This is a genomic window from Paenibacillus sp. EC2-1, assembly GCF_049311625.1.
Lineage (GTDB): Bacteria > Bacillota > Bacilli > Paenibacillales > Paenibacillaceae > Paenibacillus_AQ.
Genome location: NZ_CP186006.1, coordinates 4100841 through 4117413, shown reverse-complemented (window position 1 = coordinate 4117413; position 16573 = coordinate 4100841). Strand labels below are relative to the sequence as shown.

16 protein-coding genes are annotated in these 16573 nt (G+C 44.4%); 9 read left to right on the top strand and 7 right to left on the bottom strand.

Annotation, left to right across the window (positions count from 1 at the left end; all coding sequences use genetic code 11):
• The first annotated feature begins 27 nt into the window (after positions 1-27).
• The 7 genes from ACK8P5_RS19175 (at position 28) to ACK8P5_RS19145 (ending at position 7299) form a co-directional block, all read left to right on the top strand.
• A complete protein-coding gene (locus ACK8P5_RS19175; RefSeq protein WP_422657849.1) occupies positions 28-2244 on the top strand; it encodes an MMPL family transporter in 2217 nt (738 codons plus the stop codon).
• 187 nt (positions 2245-2431) lie between these two features.
• On the top strand, positions 2432-3571 hold the full coding sequence (gene yfkAB / locus ACK8P5_RS19170; protein WP_422657848.1) for a radical SAM/CxCxxxxC motif protein YfkAB: 1140 nt from the start codon (positions 2432-2434) through the stop codon (positions 3569-3571).
• Positions 3572-3595: 24 nt separating this feature from the next.
• Positions 3596-4927 (top strand): hemolysin family protein, encoded by a 1332-nt coding sequence (locus tag ACK8P5_RS19165; protein ID WP_422657847.1) that lies wholly within the window; start codon positions 3596-3598, stop codon positions 4925-4927.
• A gap of 38 nt (positions 4928-4965) precedes the next feature.
• Positions 4966-5997 carry a sporulation integral membrane protein YtvI gene (gene ytvI, locus ACK8P5_RS19160; RefSeq protein ID WP_422657846.1) on the top strand — a complete coding sequence of 344 codons (1032 nt, stop codon included), beginning with the start codon at positions 4966-4968 and terminating at the stop codon, positions 5995-5997.
• A 153-nt stretch (positions 5998-6150) separates the two neighbouring features.
• Positions 6151-6372: a spore coat associated protein CotJA gene (locus ACK8P5_RS19155; protein ID WP_422661522.1), complete on the top strand. Its 222-nt coding sequence runs from the start codon at positions 6151-6153 to the stop codon at positions 6370-6372.
• Positions 6373-6375: 3 nt separating this feature from the next.
• Positions 6376-6651 (top strand): spore coat protein CotJB, encoded by a 276-nt coding sequence (locus ACK8P5_RS19150; RefSeq protein WP_422657845.1) that lies wholly within the window; start codon positions 6376-6378, stop codon positions 6649-6651.
• Positions 6652-6729: 78 nt separating this feature from the next.
• Entirely contained in the window at positions 6730-7299 is a 570-nt protein-coding gene (locus ACK8P5_RS19145; protein WP_422657844.1) for a manganese catalase family protein, read from the top strand.
• A 91-nt stretch (positions 7300-7390) separates the two neighbouring features.
• Here the strand turns inward: ACK8P5_RS19145 and ACK8P5_RS19140 are convergent, their stop codons facing one another.
• Positions 7391-7660: a hypothetical protein gene (locus ACK8P5_RS19140; RefSeq protein ID WP_422657843.1), complete on the bottom strand. Its 270-nt coding sequence runs from the start codon at positions 7658-7660 to the stop codon at positions 7391-7393.
• Positions 7661-7859: 199 nt separating this feature from the next.
• Here ACK8P5_RS19140 and ACK8P5_RS19135 point away from each other — a divergent pair, with 199 nt between their 5' ends.
• The gene (locus ACK8P5_RS19135) at positions 7860-8546 is read left to right on the top strand and encodes an HAD family hydrolase (RefSeq protein WP_422661521.1); all 687 of its coding nucleotides are present in this window, start codon (positions 7860-7862) and stop codon (positions 8544-8546) included.
• Positions 8547-8629: 83 nt separating this feature from the next.
• Here ACK8P5_RS19135 and ACK8P5_RS19130 read toward each other — a convergent pair whose 3' ends face one another.
• Genes ACK8P5_RS19130 through ACK8P5_RS19105 form a run of 6 tightly spaced genes read right to left on the bottom strand, consistent with a single transcriptional unit; the run spans position 8630 to position 15246 of the window.
• Positions 8630-9745, bottom strand: coding sequence for a YheC/YheD family protein (locus tag ACK8P5_RS19130; protein ID WP_422657842.1), 1116 nt, complete (start codon positions 9743-9745; stop codon positions 8630-8632).
• Entirely contained in the window at positions 9727-10245 is a 519-nt protein-coding gene (locus tag ACK8P5_RS19125) for an N-acetyltransferase (protein ID WP_422657841.1), read from the bottom strand. The genes ACK8P5_RS19130 and ACK8P5_RS19125 overlap by 19 nt, the downstream gene beginning before the upstream one ends.
• 22 nt (positions 10246-10267) lie before the next feature.
• Positions 10268-11377: a YheC/YheD family protein gene (locus ACK8P5_RS19120; protein ID WP_422657840.1), complete on the bottom strand. Its 1110-nt coding sequence runs from the start codon at positions 11375-11377 to the stop codon at positions 10268-10270.
• A complete protein-coding gene (locus ACK8P5_RS19115) occupies positions 11374-12747 on the bottom strand; it encodes a YheC/YheD family protein (RefSeq protein WP_422657839.1) in 1374 nt (457 codons plus the stop codon). The genes ACK8P5_RS19120 and ACK8P5_RS19115 overlap by 4 nt, the downstream gene beginning before the upstream one ends.
• Positions 12744-13865 (bottom strand): YheC/YheD family protein, encoded by a 1122-nt coding sequence (locus ACK8P5_RS19110; RefSeq protein ID WP_422657838.1) that lies wholly within the window; start codon positions 13863-13865, stop codon positions 12744-12746. The genes ACK8P5_RS19115 and ACK8P5_RS19110 overlap by 4 nt, the downstream gene beginning before the upstream one ends.
• Before the next feature lie 13 nt (positions 13866-13878).
• Positions 13879-15246 carry a YheC/YheD family protein gene (locus tag ACK8P5_RS19105; protein WP_422657837.1) on the bottom strand — a complete coding sequence of 456 codons (1368 nt, stop codon included), beginning with the start codon at positions 15244-15246 and terminating at the stop codon, positions 13879-13881.
• Positions 15247-15382: 136 nt separating this feature from the next.
• On the opposite strand from ACK8P5_RS19105, the gene ACK8P5_RS19100 reads away from it, so the two are divergent.
• Positions 15383-16549 carry a DUF445 domain-containing protein gene (locus ACK8P5_RS19100; RefSeq protein WP_422657836.1) on the top strand — a complete coding sequence of 389 codons (1167 nt, stop codon included), beginning with the start codon at positions 15383-15385 and terminating at the stop codon, positions 16547-16549.
• Positions 16550-16573: the final 24 nt, after the last annotated feature.

The window sequence follows — 16573 nt, the reverse complement described above, 5'->3', positions numbered from 1 at the left end:
GAATCTAGCTAAGAAGGAGGACAAACTGTGAAACAACATGGCGAAGAGACGCTTCTTTATAGGTGGGGACGATTCGTTTATCGCTTCCGCCGAGCCATTGTTGCTGCATGGTTTGTTTTATTTTGTTGTTTGCTTCCACTTGCATTGTTGCTTCCGTCTCAGCTTCACCAGAATGGATTCACGCCGGATGAAAGTCCGTATCTTAAAGGAATAGAGAAGCTAGAGAATGGATTGGGCTTATCTACCACATCTCTAGACATTGTTATTGTTAGCAGAACGGGTGAGAATCTAACCACAGGCAAACAGCAGAAGCGTATCCTTGAAGAGCTTGCTCCATTTCAGGACAAGCCTTATGTAAGCGATATGTATATTAATATTGCTTCTAGACAGCCAGGGCAGGATCATATTCTATCTGTGAGTGTACTACTGAAAGAAGAGGCCGCTGAGGCATTGAAGCAGTATAAGGTGATACGAAATGATATCCCGCCGATTCGTGGTGCAGACACATACGTGACAGGGAATACGGCCGTATTTGCAGATATGAATGTTGCTGTGAAAAATGATATTTTTCAAGCAGAGATTATTGGCCTACCACTTGCCCTAATTATCTTGTTATTTGTATTTGGTACATTTACAGCGGCTCTCCTGCCCCTGATTGGCGGGCTGGTCAGTGTTATAGTGACCATGGGAGTTCTATATTTCGTAGCAGTTCTTGACGGTTCAATTAGTAACTTTCTTCCGAATGTCGTAACCATGTTAGGTCTAGCTGTTGGAATTGATTATGCCTTATTTGTCGTCAGCCGTTTTCGCGAGGAAATGGCGAAAGGAAATATAGAACAGGCAGTAGCTGTTTCTTGTGCTTCGGCTGGAAAAGCAGTTGTTTTCTCTGGTGCAGCGGTGTGGATTGGGTTTCTGGCGATGGCGTTTATTGATTTACCTATATTTCGCTCGTTCAGCATTGGTGGAATTACGGTCGTATTCATCTCGGTACTTGCTGCAAATACACTGTTGCCTGCGTTGTTGGCTATGCTAGGTCCAAGAATTAATTCGCTACCTATCTTCGGCAGTCGTATTCGACAAGCTCTACACCAGCACTCTCCTAGAATGTGGCGCAAAATCTCTTCTTTTGTTATGGCAAGGCCCATTATAATATCCATCTCCGTTATTATTCTGCTGCTAATTGCTATGTCTCCAGTCAGAACGATGAAAGTTGAGATTCCGGCAGCGGAGGTGCTACCACCCTCGTATGAATCCCGTCAAGGATATGATTTGTTAAAACAAGCCTATGATTTACGAGAGTTAAATGCCATTTTAGTTGCTGTCGATCTTCCAGCCTCTTACGAATCTGTTCAAAGCATCGGAGCGATAAAGAACTACATGGACCAGGTAAGGTTGCTACCAGGAGTGCAACGAGTCGAGAGTTATACAAGTGTATCCCGTGGTTCGGTCGGTGAGGTTGCAGATTACTTATCGAAAACGGAGATCCGTGAGCAGCTGGAGAAATATCATGTAGTAAGGGATAACATGGCTGTTATTGCAATCGTTCCAAAATACGGGGATTCCCATAAGCTGACTGAAGAACTGATTAATTACCTTCGAAGCATGGATACAGAGGGGATTAAAACATACATAACAGGTACTCCAGCGTATAAGATGGATATCATACAAGAGATCCAAGGGGCTATTCCTTATGTGCTTTTGTTTGTGTTTATTACGACCTATGTTGTACTTTTATTTGCCTTCCGTTCCGTTGTCTTACCTCTGAAAGCGGGAATTATGAATGTGTTTAGTCTTGGGGGAGGACTTGGAATTGTCGTATGGGTGTTTCAAGAAGGTGTGGGCGCTAATTGGCTCGGAGTGACAAATACCGGTTCTGTATTCGCACTTCTGCCAATATTAATCTTTTGCGTCGTCTTTGGAATCTCAATGGACTACGAAGTTATTCTTCTGTCACGAATTATGGAAAGTTATGAATCTACTGGTGATAATGAGCGAAGTACGGCAGAAGGACTTGAGAACACAGGGGGATTGATTACGAGTGCTGCGCTAATTCTGGCCGTTGTGGTTGGAGCATTTATATTCACAGATAATGAGGTCATGAAAGCGATAGGTCTTGGCCTAACTGCTGCGGTTCTTCTCGATGCGACAATCATTCGGATTTTACTTGTTCCGGCATTTATGAAATTACTAGGCAACGCGAATTGGTGGAGTCCTAAGTGGATGTTTCGTAAGTCTAGAAAGTAGAACAACATGTTGAATGAACTAAAGAATGTTTCACTGAGCCCATACCAAGGCATATGAGCGTGTGCTAGTGAGAGGTTCCTTATATAGATATGTTATAATAGTGGAATGGATTATTTTCTAAGATGCTTAGAAATAACCGATTGCATCTGTTGCCTTCGGTTAATAAATGAAATAAAGGTGGAAAACAATGAGTAATACTGCTAGAACTTATCAACAAGTCTATAAGCCAATGTCACCTAATTATGATCCTTGGGATCCCATCACTTCTTTACGTGATCATGGACGGCATGTGCTGACTAGCGTTGAAATGACGGTAACCCATTTATGTAACATGCGCTGTGAGCATTGTGCAGTTGGCGATATGCTAGTTATGAAAGAGGCACCGATGATTCCACTTGATATGATGCTTAGACGTCTGGATGAGGTCGAGCATCTTCAGACAATTAGCTTAACAGGTGGAGAACCGGCTTTTTTGGGTAAAACAGTAGATAATGTAATTGTTCCATTATTGAAGTATGCGAAGGAACGAGGCATTCGCACCCAGATCAACTCTAACTTGACGCTTGAGCTTGGTAGATATGAGAAAATGCTTCCTTATCTGGATGTCATGCATATCTCATTCAATTATTTAAATGGTGACGATTTTCATGAAGTTGGATTTGCTAACAGTGGACACCCGGTATCGAAAGAAGCAGCTTATCGGCTCTATGATACAATGATGCTGAATTCGGAGAAACTGAGCAAGGCAGGAATGTTTATCTCAGCAGAATCTATGATTAACTACCGTACGCACGAAAAGCTGGATGGAATCCATAAATTAATTGGTCAAATGGGCTGTAAGCGTCATGAGGTGCATCCAATGTACGCTTCAAACTTTGCAGCTTCTTTACCCGTTCTTTCCCTTGCTGATATGAAAAAAGCAATTCATCGTCTTCTAGATGTTCGTGATCCTGAGATGTGGATGCTGTTCGGTACACTTCCTTTCTTCGCATGTAGCCATGATGAGAGTGATCAAGAGCTGATCAACCGTCTTCGTATGGAGCCGAATATTACAGTACGTAATGATCCCGATGGACGTAATCGAGTAAATGTTAATCTATTCTCGGGTGACGTTTATGTGACGGATTTTGCTGATATTCCTCCTTTCGGTAATATTAAGGATCAAAAACTCGATGATGTATTTGATGCATGGTCAACAGGTCATCCGCTTAACCAGACCGTGAATTGCCACTGTGATGCAGCAAGTTGCTGTGGCCCGAATTTATTGGTTGCGGATATGTACTACAAAGGTATTGATTTTAAAACTAGAAAAGCAATGACAAACTAGAATCTGGAAAGAAGGCGTATTGCGATGGAGGAGTTTGAGGTCGGGCAACTGATTTTAAACCTGCTCTTGGTTTTCCTGCTCGTATTATTAAATGGTGTGTTCGTAGCAGCTGAATTTTCTCTGGTCAAAATGAGGCAATCCCGGCTTACCCAGCTGGTTAGTGAAGGGAACCGCATGGCGGGGATCGCACTTAAAGTGAATCGCAAGCTGGATGCCTATTTATCCGCTACTCAGCTTGGAATCACCCTTACTTCACTCGGACTCGGCTGGATTGGGGAACCAGCTATTTCAGAATTGTTAGTGAAACCACTCATGCACAATTTGGGAATGACGGATGAAGTGCTGATTACAACCATTTCGGTAGCAATTGGATTCTGTATCATCACGTTTCTGCATATTGTATTAGGAGAGCTTGCACCAAAGTCATTAGCTATTCAGCGAACAGAAGGTACAGCCCTTCTTTTATCTGCTCCGCTGTTATGGTTCTATCGTATTTTCCTCCCAGTGATCTGGGTGCTCAACGCTTCTGCGAACGGGATTCTCCGGTTGGTTGGAATTGAACCCGCTAGCGAATCAGAAGCAGCCCACTCCGAGGAGGAAATACGCATTCTCATGAGTGAGAGCGCCAAAAGTGGCGTGATTGATGAGAATGAGATGAAACTGATGGACAACCTGTTCGATTTCTCCGATCTACGTGCAAGAGAGATTATGCTGCCACGTACGGATATGGATGTGCTGTACACCAATCAATCTTTGGATGAGAATCTACGAATTATGAACGAAACGAAGCATTCCCGTTACCCCGTGGCTAACGAGAATAAGGATCGGATTATTGGATTTATCCACATTACTGACTTGCTAATGGCTACGCCTGAGCAGCAGAAGGACCTTGCGTCTCTTGTGAGACCGATTATGGATGTTCCGGAGTCGATGGAGATCAGTCAAGTACTTCGTTTGATGCAGACAAGACATGAGCAGCTCGCTTTAGTGGTTGATGAGTATGGGGGCACGGCAGGCATACTCACTGCTGAGAAGATTCTCGAGGAAATTGTCGGTGATTTGTATGATGAATTCGAGGATGATCGTCCGGAAGTCGAGATTACTGACGATATCATATCTGTTGACGGAAGGATGCTCATTGAGGAAGTAAATGATCTGGTCGGGGTAATGATTGAGGAGCAGAAGGTGGACTCCATCGGTGGTTGGTTATTCAAAGAGCTTGAAGGAAGTCCTCTGAAAGGCAAAAAAATTGTGTTTGACGGGGTTATCTTTGAGGTTGAAGAATCTACTCGCTTACGTGTCACCCGTGTTATTATTCATAGAAAACCGGCTTCAAGTGAAGATATTTCTGAATAAGTAGGTTGTGGAAGAATTGAATATGAAGGAAGTGGACTATGCCTCTGAAGCAGTTGGTATTTATCGGTCTAGGCCTGTTGTTCATTTATGGAATGTTCACTGTAGGTGCACCTTTCTTATTAGCGTTAATCCTTGCTATTTCGCTTGAACCGTTTACCCGTCTGTTAATCAAAAGAGTTCGTTTAAACCGGGCGGCTGCAGCAACGATTACATGCACACTGTTTTTGCTCCTGTTGATGCTTCTTGCTTATTTAATGGGCATGCAGGTTTTTGCTCAATTGGTGGAGTACTGGAGCAAGGCTCCTGAATACTTTGAAGGTGCGAACCAGTTTCTACAGAACACCATCTTACAAGCACAGGGGATGCTCAATGGCATTCAACCAGGTCTTGCAGATAGTCTGACTGCTTTTATGTCCAACATAACTTCATATGTTCAGTCCTTTGTTAATACGTTGTCTTCCTCGTTTCTATCTTTTGCGAAGACACTTCCGAACCTATTCGTTACAGCCATCGTATTCTGTGTTGCACTATTTCTGTTCAGTCTCAGCTTGGATACGATGCGGGCAAGTGTATTGTCCTTCTTTGATGAGACCTCACAGTCACAAGTTAACGAAGTGCTAGGCAGCCTTAAAAATTCAATCTTCGGGTTTTTAAGGGCACAGCTGATTCTAAGTATGTTCACATACGTGATTACCTTACTAGGACTTCTGATACTGGGTGTTAACTACCCACTAGCGATAGCACTTCTTGTGATGGTTGTCGATATTTTGCCAATACTCGGTGTGGGTTCAGTGCTCATTCCTTGGGCGATTTACCTCCTGATCGTGGGAGATCTGTTCACTGGAATCGGACTTATGATCATGTTTATTCTGATCACTGTCATCAGGCGAGTCCTTGAACCAAAGGTGATTGGAGATGCTGTCGGTATAGGGGCGCTTCCTGCTTTGATTAGTATGTATATCGGTTTTAAATTGGTTGGGGTTATTGGTTTTTTCATCGGACCAATGGTAATCATTTTATATTCCGCTATGCGTAAGGCCGGCTTGTTCCAAATTAAGATCAAGTTCTAACCGAATTTCCAGAACCCTTTTTTTCGCTTTTTGCGGAGAAAAGGGTTTTTTTGTGTTTATGAAGTTCATTTTCTGGGCGAAAGACATATGTTAGTTACGAAGAGCCGAGATTTCGTGTCTGAGTCGAAGTCTAGAGTGAAGGAGGAATAAATGTTGAAACTGAATCCGGAGGAACGTGTATACGTCCCGTTTCGCGGTCCATTTGATCCTTGCCCCCCATTACCGTATAGAACATATGTTGTCCCTGTGAACCAGTATATTGTGTTTCAGCCAACGGATCTGCCACAGTTTAGTCCGGCAGATGCATTAAAGCATGGTACATTGTGGCCTGCGCTCTACAGTCCGTATAACTCAAGAAATCGAAAGGGTGAGTAGAATATGGATGAAGTAAGACCGCAAGTTGGTGATCCGCGATATTATGAGCTTTTGGAACAGTTACAAGCCATTGATTTTGTACTGGTAGAGCTTAATTTGTATCTCAATACACATCCAAATGATTTGAAGAGTATTGAACAATACAACAAGCTTGCACAGGAGAGAATGATACTGGCCAAACACTTTCAAGAGTTATACGGTCCTTTGCAGAACTTTGGACATTCGTTTTCAAGATATCCATTTGAATGGTCCCAGAGTCCATGGCCTTGGCAAGTGTAGAAAAGTCTAGCGGCTGGGTAGCCTTGCATGTGAAAGGCCCCGGCTGCATGTAATATTTAAGAGGAGGCGGTTCTTCCTATGTGGGTGTATGAGAAAAAGCTGCAGTATCCTGTTAGGGTCAGCAAGTGTGATCCTATGATGGCGAAATTTCTAATTGAACAATATGGTGGAGCCGATGGAGAGTTAGCAGCAGCACTTCGTTATTTGAATCAGCGCTACACGATTCCTGATAAAGTCATTGGTGTATTGAACGATATCGGAACGGAGGAATTCGCCCATCTTGAAATGATCGCAACGATGGTTTACAAGCTGACTAAGGATGCTACAGTAGATCAGCTGAAGGCGGCTGGCCTCGGAGCTCACTACGCGAATCATGATAAAGCTCTTTATTATGAAAATGCAGGAGGTGTGCCGTTTACGGCTGCCTATATTCAAGCCAAGGGTGATCCAATCGCGGACCTTTATGAAGACATTGCAGCTGAAGAGAAAGCAAGGGCTACATATCAATGGCTGATCGATATGACCGATGATGTGGATCTTCAGGATAGTCTGAAGTTTCTGCGGGAGCGGGAAATTATTCATGCGATTCGTTTCCGGGAAGCTGTTGAAATTATTAAGGAAGACCGTGATAAGAAGAAGATTTTCTAATTCTTACTCGCAGAGTTATAGAATAGCAAATGAGGGTATCCTTAAGGTCAGAAGACCATTATTGGATACCCTCTAATATTCATAGCGGACCCTAGCCTTCCAGTTGCAATGAAGACCAGATGATTACGATGTACAGCAGGATCGGAAGGACAATGCCGCCACCAATAAGAAGCCACAAGTATGGTGGTGAAAATACTTGTCTTATATTCTCAAAATGACTACCCGTTGTTCTGTACTTCTGTATACGCTGCAAGAACCGCTGGAGGATGAGCGCTTGTTCGTCCTCACTTAATTGCTCAAGTTCTGCATCGATACCACTGCGCAGTTCATGAAGTTTCATTGGAAGCTTGGTTTGCTCCATACTCATCAAGCTCCTTTCCTTTCTTCTTGCCTAATACTCTATTAACAATCCTAATCATGAAAAGTTATGAATTTATTTTCAATATTCCGAGTTTAATTTTATATCTTTTGTAAGTGGAGGTTTGCAGAGGGGAAGACCTTCCTTTATGATGAGGAAAGATATTACAATCATCTTGAGGAATGAAGGGAATGACAGAGAGATGGAGAGAAATGAGAGGCTGACAAAACCGGAAGCGATGATTTTTGATATGGATGGTACTCTATTTCAGACGGAGACCTTATTACTGCCTGCCTATCATAAATTATTCGATACGTTGCGGGCAGAAGGCCTACATACGGGGGAAACACCGAAGGAAGAATTGATGCTGGGCTGCCTGGGAATGCTGCTTGAGGATATTTGGAAAAAGGTGCTTCCTGATGGCTCCCCAGAAGCTCATCGACGTGCTGACGAGCTCTTGTTGCAATACGAACTTGAAGGATTAAAGGGCAAGGATGCAGTGCTGTATCCGGGAGTAGAAGAGACACTGCAAGAATTGAAGCGTCGCGGTGTCAGATTGTTTGTAGCAAGTAACGGTCTTGAGCATTATGTTAAGGGAATCGCAGAGGCTCGAAATATTATGCCACTTTTTGAAGACTTATATAGTGCAGGTCAGCATGGAACGGCTAGCAAGGTAGATCTTGTAGCTCTTCTGCTTAAGAATCATGGGATTGAACGCGCTTGGATGGTTGGAGATCGTTCATCGGATGTAGAAGCAGGCAAGGAAAATGGACAGACTGTTATCGGATGTCAGTATGCAGGTTTTGGTGATGACCAGGAACTAAAAGGCTCAGATGTTATTATTTCATCTATCACTGAGCTGATTGATTTATACGAAGCATCCGTCTAATATACGATGAAAGGGCCGCTCTGAGGAAGAATTCTCATAAGCGGCCTTATGATTTCTATCCAAGCTAGGATAGTTGCTTTTAATCAAGCATTTTTTGCATTTTTACGGTTATTATAGATCCACAATGCGTACTCCAGAGGTCTAATATGCGATACGCGATAGGCTTCTTTATCCCCGACTTGGGAGAATACCTCTCTTGCTGGTTTGGGATTAACCTCAAGAAGCAGAACGCGACCGGATCTGTCGATTGCAAGGTCTAGTGCAAGTTCGCATAGCGCACCGTATTGATTTTCCAGAAAGCTCGCTACATCCACACCCAGCTTCGCAGAATCCTCTCGAATCTTCTCACGTTTCGATGCATCGGAAATCCATTCTTCCAAAAGCTCATTCATTCCCATTGCACTGCCACCACCATGCAGGTTCGATGTGACGCTGTTCAGGGCACCTACACGGCCTACACAGCCGGTTACTTGCCATTCTCCGAGTCCATTCTTCTGTACAAGCATTCGATAATCATGAACTCTGCCACTAGGCAGTTCAAGTGGGATGGCCTCTTGGACGAGATATCTTCCCTTGATATCCCAACTGGATAGGAATGGTCCAAGCATTGCAACAGAAAGTCGTTTTGGAGTAATGATATTCCGCTGTGTGTTCCGTCCACGAATTTCGTAAGTGTCGTGTGAATGGCTGCCTTTGGAGATGCGTAAAATGCCTCGACCACCAGTCCCGTTAATCGGCTTAAGATAGACTGCGTGATGTCTGCCCAGCATTCGAGTGACATCTCCAATACTTGAAATGAGTGTGGTTTCCGGTAGATGAGGTCTAAATCGCTTAACCCGGAATAAGGTTTGATGTACGGTCCATTTATTTCGAAGAGGTCTATTGAGAAATAACAGATGTTTGTATCTGGAGCGAAAACGGATTAACTGATCAAAACGCTCGCTTTTTTGAATACGGCACCGATCATAGATCATGTGGGGAAAAGGACGCCAGCGTCTGCTCCATTTTCTAGTTTGGGGATTAAAATGCAATGCATGGATCAGCCCTTGAGATGCATTAACATCCGCTGGTGTAAATACAAATACATCCAGGCCCAGGTTATGACCTTCCGTAATCATCCTTTCATACACAGGAGCCTCTTCAAGCTTTTTGCGATTGTTTAAATATAAAGTTAGAATACCTAAAACTGGTTGAGGCACAGTAAGTCACCTTCTTGCATAGAGTTTGAAGCGGGAGATTCCATCGGACATGTGCTCATGATGAGTGTTGGTTTACCTGTGGAACTGCGCTCTAAAGCAATGGCATGCATGCCGGCATCAAAACAGATGTGAAGACTGGAATAATTGTCAACAGCTACTTTGCAGTTCAAATATCCTAGTGTGGATTTTTGAGAGAGGATCAGGGAGTGACCAAGATTTCGGTTGCGGTACAAAGGGTGAATTGCAATTAAGAAACTTTTCTGACCGAATCCGCTGACAAAACATACACCAACAGGTGCTTTCCCATATTCTCCACGCACCGTAGCGGCGATAAGTGATGTCCCCGGTTGATGGAGTTCGTTAAACGGCATTTTCTGTAGCTGTTCCAATTCACCTTGTGTATGACGTCGAGTGCCGAAGCGGTTTATAAAGTCATTACATTGTTCACGGATGTCCAGCCATTCTAATTCATTAACAGGTGAGATCGCTGAAATCTCCACATGATCCCCTCCTTTATAGACATTATTTATTCTCTATCAGATGTTCACAATAATGAAAAATTCGCTCAAGGGAGCGTTTACGGATTGCAGGCTCATCGAACTTCATCGGCTTTGAATTTGCTTCAAAGAACCATAGCTCTCCAGATGTATCTAAACCAAGATCCATGGACATCTCGCCAAGTGGATATTTTGCTCCACGTTCGATCTGTTTGGCAATCAGAACCGCTGCATTTCGCACCTTACTTAATATCGCCTCAGCTTGCTCTGTGCCGAATAAGGTGGGAAGAAGCTTTTCGGGGTCCTCAATCGTTCCGCCTCGAGGAACGTGCGTTGTGATACTATGGGAACCCGCCATCCGAGCGCCAATCCCTGTTACGCTCCATGCTCCGTGATTCGTCTTCTGGATGAGCAGACGGAGATCAAACGCACGACCGTGAACAGAAGTAAGCTCAATACCTTGCTGGATAATATAGGGGTCGCCATTCGTTTCTTTGGATATCCGATCCCATAACCGCTCAAGTGTTGCGGCTTTATAGGTCGTGCTATTTTTATCGTTCTGAATTTGAAGTCGATAAGCAAGTGGCTTGTTTTTTTGATACCGAAGTCTCATGATTCCTTGCCCAGCTTTGCCATCCTCTGGTTTTAGATATAGGTAAGAGCAGCGTTTGATCATTTCATAAAGTGATGCCATCCCCTTAAGTTTCTTCGTGATCGGGGCCCATTTTCGTGTCAGCTTTGACTTGGATAACCAAGAAAATAGCTGTCTTTTGTTGAAAAAGTAAGGGTTATAAAGATCAAGATTAGGGTGGTTTAAGCATTCCTTTATTTTTTTGCGAACTTGAGGCTTCATTTCATCTTCCCGATTTGGAATACGGTTATAGATGACCTGGGGCAGAGGAAACGTCCTCTGCTCCCAAGAATGGTGATCGCTGCTCGGTGTATAACCTTTTACCATTTGGGAATGGAGCTTTAGGTCACGAACTGTGACCACGTAAACGAGATACCCCATATCTTTGCCTGCTTTGATGATTTCCTGAAAGTTTTGTCGGTTTCCTCTAAACATCCGTGAGGAGTCATGGGTTGTTAGAATGGCGATGACAGCTTTGGAATCCTCCTCAAGTCGGTTGCTCACGAGTCATTCCCCCTGTGGAACCCGCCGAGATATAAGCAGTGCTCAAAAATATGTTCGACCGACGCCTTACCTTCAGAGCGTAGGGGAGGGTGGCTGAAGATCGATCGGCCTGGCTTGGAATTGGCCTCAAACATCCAAATCTGCTCATCCTCGTCGATACCGATATCAAATCCGATTTCTGCAAGAACATGAGGATGGTGGCTCTCAATCGCTTCAGATAGGATAACGGCAGTTTGTTTTGCTCGTTCGAGAACTTCACGAGACTTGCTTCCGAATACGCGCCCGAGAGCTTGCTCCGGAGTCATGAGCGATCCTCCGTTCTTGATATGAGTCGTCACACTTCCTCGTCCGGCTTTCTTCGCTCCAATCCCGACGGTTGACCAGCGGTTTTTGCCATCCTTATGCATATGGAATCGGAAATCGATTGGACATCCATCAATTTCGATTAACTTGATGCCTTGTTGAATAACATAATTTTTCAGACCAGAACCGTGTCTTGATTGAAGCATACGCATGAGGTTCGTGAACGTAGGGAATCTGAGCAGTGTATTTCCTCCAGAAGCACGGTACCGGGCAAAATAACCCTTTTTAGGGATATAAGTAAGTCGATAGATCCCGTTACCAAGGCTTCCACCAGATGGCTTGTAATAGACGAACCGGTGACGTTCCATCATATCTTTTATGCGCTCAGGGCTTGGATTCGAGTAGGTTTCAGGAACAAAGCGTCCTGCTTGAACATCGTCCTCGAGTTGATTGTAAATATCGGATTTGTTGAAGAAGGCCCAGTTAAAGAAGGGAATGTTTCTTCGCGTAAAGCGGTCTCTTAGTTGATTTGTAAAAGGAGAGAAGTCTGTACGTCTGCTAGGTAATCGATTGTATACAACATCTGGAAGTGGAACGGTCTTACGAATGAACTCACCCCTTGAACCTAACAGATACGCATACACAGTCCCTCTTTGCCAGTTGATATCCCGTGGTGCAAAGGCATATACATACATTTTCTTGTTACCTTCCCGCAAGAGCTGCTTGATATACGCTGTGCGGTATCCGAACGGATTAGCAGGATTAGAAGGACCATCGGATAAGATCCCGACTACAGGTCCAATCTGAATCTCTCCTTCCTTAGGGCTGTGGACAAAAGTAGGCCCGATCCTTGGAACGGGAACACTGCTGCGAATCCCGGAGCTAAGGTAGATATGTTTTCCTGTCCGTTCTATTGATTTTAAAGAGGCCGATATGGTATCTCTTCCTACACGGAGCTGGATTTGTTTTTTGCTTGTAATACCCAGGCTTCTCATGAGGGAATCGGACATAAAGACCACTTTTTCGGGCTGATTCGAGAAATGAACATTACTGATAGTCAAACTCATGTATTTACCCTCCTAAGTTGTCGAAGCAATAAATAACGTGCATAACGGAGGGGATTCTCCACGGACAACTGTGATGCCGGAATGTCCCCTATCTGTCTGAACGCGCGCCGCCCTGGTTTTGAATTAACCTCAAGCAGCCATACCTTCCCGGAACAGTCTATGCCGAAGTCTATGCCGAGTTCGCCCAAACGGCCGAATCCGGATTCAAGGATCGGGGGGATGTGTTCGCTCAGACGATTGATGCAGGTCATGATATCGGAAGCGATAGCAACGCCGAATTCAGATTCCAGAAAGGGAGTAACGGATATTGCCGTGCCCCCGCCATGAAGGTTTGATGTCATTCCTTCAGCTGGGCCCTGTCTTATGGCCATTCCCGTTATTGTCCAGCGGCCGTGTGCATTCTTTTGAACCAATACTCTCGTGTCAAAAGGTCTCCCATCACGGCTGGTTAGCTTGAGATAAGGTTGAATAATGAAATGGCGCTGTCCTGTGAACTGTTTGACCCAAGCAGATAATTCACGGACTGGTATGCTCTTACGGAAGATCGAGTTCGCCCGGTCCCTCCCTTGTAAGATAGCTGTATTTCCTTTACAGCTTACGTATAAGGTATGACTTCCGTGGGACCCACCGCTTGGCTTCATAAAGAACTCACCATCAAACAGATGTAATGCTTTATGAAGAGATCTACTACTGGCATAGGTTAACGTATGTGGGAGATAAGGAGAGAGAGTCTGTTCACATTTAAGAAAATCATAAATCTTCCGTTTACCTGGCAATCCTCTTGACCAGAACGACCAACTTTTCTTAGGAAGACGGTTCAAGAAAGCAGCAGCGGTAGATGTTTCTTCAGCGTTTAGAAAAAGACAGCGATCATAAATAATGTCGGGGATAGGGAAGAATCCTTGTATCCATTGATTCTGTTTGTAGATATATCCTGGAATTTGTTGACTACCCTTTGATGGTTCAGGTTTATCCTCTGGAAAAAAAACAAATACGGTCATGCCAAGGCGGGAAGAGGCCAGACTTAGCTCGCGGAGGAACTCCTTCTCCGCAAAAGGAGGCGACCCAGCTCTACGACATACCATGACGCCAAGTGTTCCAATGAAGTTAGAAGACATAAGAGCTCCTTTTCTAAAAGCCAGTTAAGAATTGGCTATATTGGATTAGGCGGGTAGCGGAAGGTCGAACCTTGTACGCAGTGAGCGGAGCATCATCGCTTTTGGAAGGTTTGGAGTTTACCTCAAGCAGCCAGATTCGCCCGGTTGTGTCGACGGCTAAATCGATTCCGAGCTCTCCAAAATGGGATGGGATGGTCTCTTCAAGGCCTTTGGCGATGTGGAGTGCCGCTTGCTCCATTCGTTCGCTAGCTGTTTGCTTAGCTGAGGTTGGGATACTGCTCATGGCAAGCACATCTTTAACCTTGGCCAGTGTTCCTCCTCGTGCAAGGTTGGATACGTAATGATTCCCGCCTGCAATTCGGGCTACAACAGACGTTACGCTCCACTTTCCTTTTTTGTTTTTGTGTACAAGTGCGCGAAAATCTACATTGCGTTTTTGAATTCGAACCAAGTCCAAGCCTTGCTGAATTTGATAGCGATTTTTATTCAATTTGCTGGATAGGCTGCTATATAGTTTTGTGAGTGATGAGTAACTGCTTTTTTTAACTCCCTCAAGTGAGGTCGTGAAGGTATGAAAGCTCCCATCCTCCTGACGGGAAATTCGGATAATGCCTTTACCTAAACTGCCGCGAACGGGTTTAAGGAACACCACCGGATATGCTGTACACATTTTTTTGAGTGTGCTATAGCTTTTCATAGCATAGGATTCGGGCAGGTACTTCCTAAGCTTTTCATCTGTACCCAATGCGTCGAATACTTCGGTCTTATCTAGAAATTTTTCGTTGAAAATATGGGTACCCCATCTGGATTTTACTTCTTTCATAAAATGCTGTACGCTAGGACTATTCTCCAATTTTCGCGTTGGAAGCCGATTGTTTACGACATCTGGTGCGGGGACCTGGATTTTTTTCCATCCGTGGTCATACAATACTGCTTCCAGTGTTGAGAGGTTTGATCCGATCATCTCAGGTGTAAAAAAGTATACATAGGCGCCTAACTTTTGGCAGGCATTTACCATCTCCATGCAAAATGAAGAGATCGATCCGAAGGGCTTGCTTTGATCTTCCGGATGATAACGGCTTATCATAACTCCGATTACAGGACCTAGACGCAGAGTTCTTTCAGCGGCGCTGTATTTGATATGCAGAACCGATCTAGGAAGAAGTCCAGAGCTACTGGATAGGGAAGGACTGAGGCGAAGTACAGTCGATTTTTTCCCCGGTATGACGCGTACCTCCTGATTGAAGGAGCCGAAAGCAAGCTGTATAGGTTGCTCTGTTGGGATTCGCAGCAGTTTGATCAGCCTCTCGCCAAGCTTGATATCGTTATCCGGCATATTGCCTGAGCGGATCAGTTGAACCGATATCTTGGATTTGGACATCTTGGATCTCCTTCCGACAACTACTTGATGTCTGGGGACAGATTGGACTTCATCTGAACATTGCATGTAATTCATCATATGAGGACATATATCCCTTGGTGATTGTACGGATTTGTAAAAAGGGAGGACTTTAAAAATGCAGGATTGGCTGTATATTTTGATTAATATAGCGGTAGCTGCTTTTGTCGGAGGCATTACGAATCATTTTGCAATTAAGATGCTCTTTCACCCGCGAGAGGAAATCCGAATAGGTGGACGTAAATTACCGTTTACACCTGGATTAATTCCGAAGCGTAAGGAGGAGATTGCTGAATCACTCGGGAAAGTGGTCTCGGATTATTTGGTGACGAGTGAAGGACTACAGGAGATGATCCGTAAACCATTATTCCGTTCGAAAGCAGAAGAGACGGTCACACGAAAGCTGAGATCATTAGCCGAAAGTGAACTGACCTTAAACGATCTGGCTTTGAAAATTTGGAGTTTGGAAGAATGGCAGCAGTTAAAGAATCGACTGATTGGGAAGGCTCAATCTTTAGCCACGACGAAAGCCGCAGCTTTATGGTCAGCCTATGGTCTGGAGGAGAAGCCTCTGAAGGAGCTGATTCCTGACTGGTCTGAGGAGAAAAGACGGAGCTGGAGTGAGACAGCTGCTGAGGCGGTTCTGAAAGAGCTTGGTGATACGCTTCTATCTTCTGATGGCCAGCGTTTGCTTAAAGAGATGGCTTCTGCCATGATGGATAAAGCAGGAGGTTTTCTCGGCACGATGGCCGCTATTTTTGTGGACGAAGACAAGCTCGTGCAGAAGCTGACACCCATGTTAATTAGCCAACTGGAAGGGGAAAAGATCCGTCAAACGATCGTTTCCGTTGTCTCTGGTAAGTTAGAACAGTATGGAGAAATGCCTTTGGGTAAGCTGGTGCAGGCTACTGTAGGCGAAACAGGTCAGGCATTCATTACTCGTAAGATAGAGGAGTCTATTCCTTGGACGACTTGGATTGAACAACTGGAAAGCATCCGTCTTTCAGACTTAGTTAAGCCAAGACTTTCTACACTAGAAGCCGCTCTGCCAAAGTGGGTTGATAAAGGTCTCCGAATTCTCGAAGATGCTGTTCCTTCAGCCATGAAGGCCGTGAATCTCCCGGGTCTCGTACAAGAACAAGTAGAGAAATTTCCAGTGGAGCGGCTTGAAGAAGTTATTTTAAGTGTATCTGGTAGGGAGTTTAGAGCAATTACCTGGCTTGGTGTGCTTTTGGGCGGATTTATCGGTTTGTTCCAGTCGATGATTACACTGCTGTGGAGATAAGTGAACAATAATAAAAGTGCGGGC

Bases quoted from the DNA above. Each gene is read 5' to 3' on its own strand.
- ACK8P5_RS19165 (WP_422657847.1), top strand. From the start codon at position 3,596: ATGGAGGAGTTTGAGGTCGGGCAACTGATTTTAAACCTGCTCTTGGTT.
- ytvI (WP_422657846.1), top strand. From the start codon at position 4,966: ATGCCTCTGAAGCAGTTGGTATTTATCGGTCTAGGCCTGTTGTTCATT.
- ACK8P5_RS19110 (WP_422657838.1), bottom strand. From the start codon at position 13,865: ATGTCTTCTAACTTCATTGGAACACTTGGCGTCATGGTATGTCGTAGA.
- ACK8P5_RS19140 (WP_422657843.1), bottom strand. From the start codon at position 7,660: ATGGAGCAAACCAAGCTTCCAATGAAACTTCATGAACTGCGCAGTGGT.
- ACK8P5_RS19105 (WP_422657837.1), bottom strand. From the start codon at position 15,246: ATGTCCAAATCCAAGATATCGGTTCAACTGATCCGCTCAGGCAATATG.
- ACK8P5_RS19145 (WP_422657844.1), top strand. From the start codon at position 6,730: ATGTGGGTGTATGAGAAAAAGCTGCAGTATCCTGTTAGGGTCAGCAAG.
- ACK8P5_RS19135 (WP_422661521.1), top strand. From the start codon at position 7,860: ATGGAGAGAAATGAGAGGCTGACAAAACCGGAAGCGATGATTTTTGAT.
- ACK8P5_RS19115 (WP_422657839.1), bottom strand. From the start codon at position 12,747: ATGAGTTTGACTATCAGTAATGTTCATTTCTCGAATCAGCCCGAAAAA.
- ACK8P5_RS19100 (WP_422657836.1), top strand. From the start codon at position 15,383: ATGCAGGATTGGCTGTATATTTTGATTAATATAGCGGTAGCTGCTTTT.
- yfkAB (WP_422657848.1), top strand. From the start codon at position 2,432: ATGAGTAATACTGCTAGAACTTATCAACAAGTCTATAAGCCAATGTCA.
- ACK8P5_RS19150 (WP_422657845.1), top strand. From the start codon at position 6,376: ATGGATGAAGTAAGACCGCAAGTTGGTGATCCGCGATATTATGAGCTT.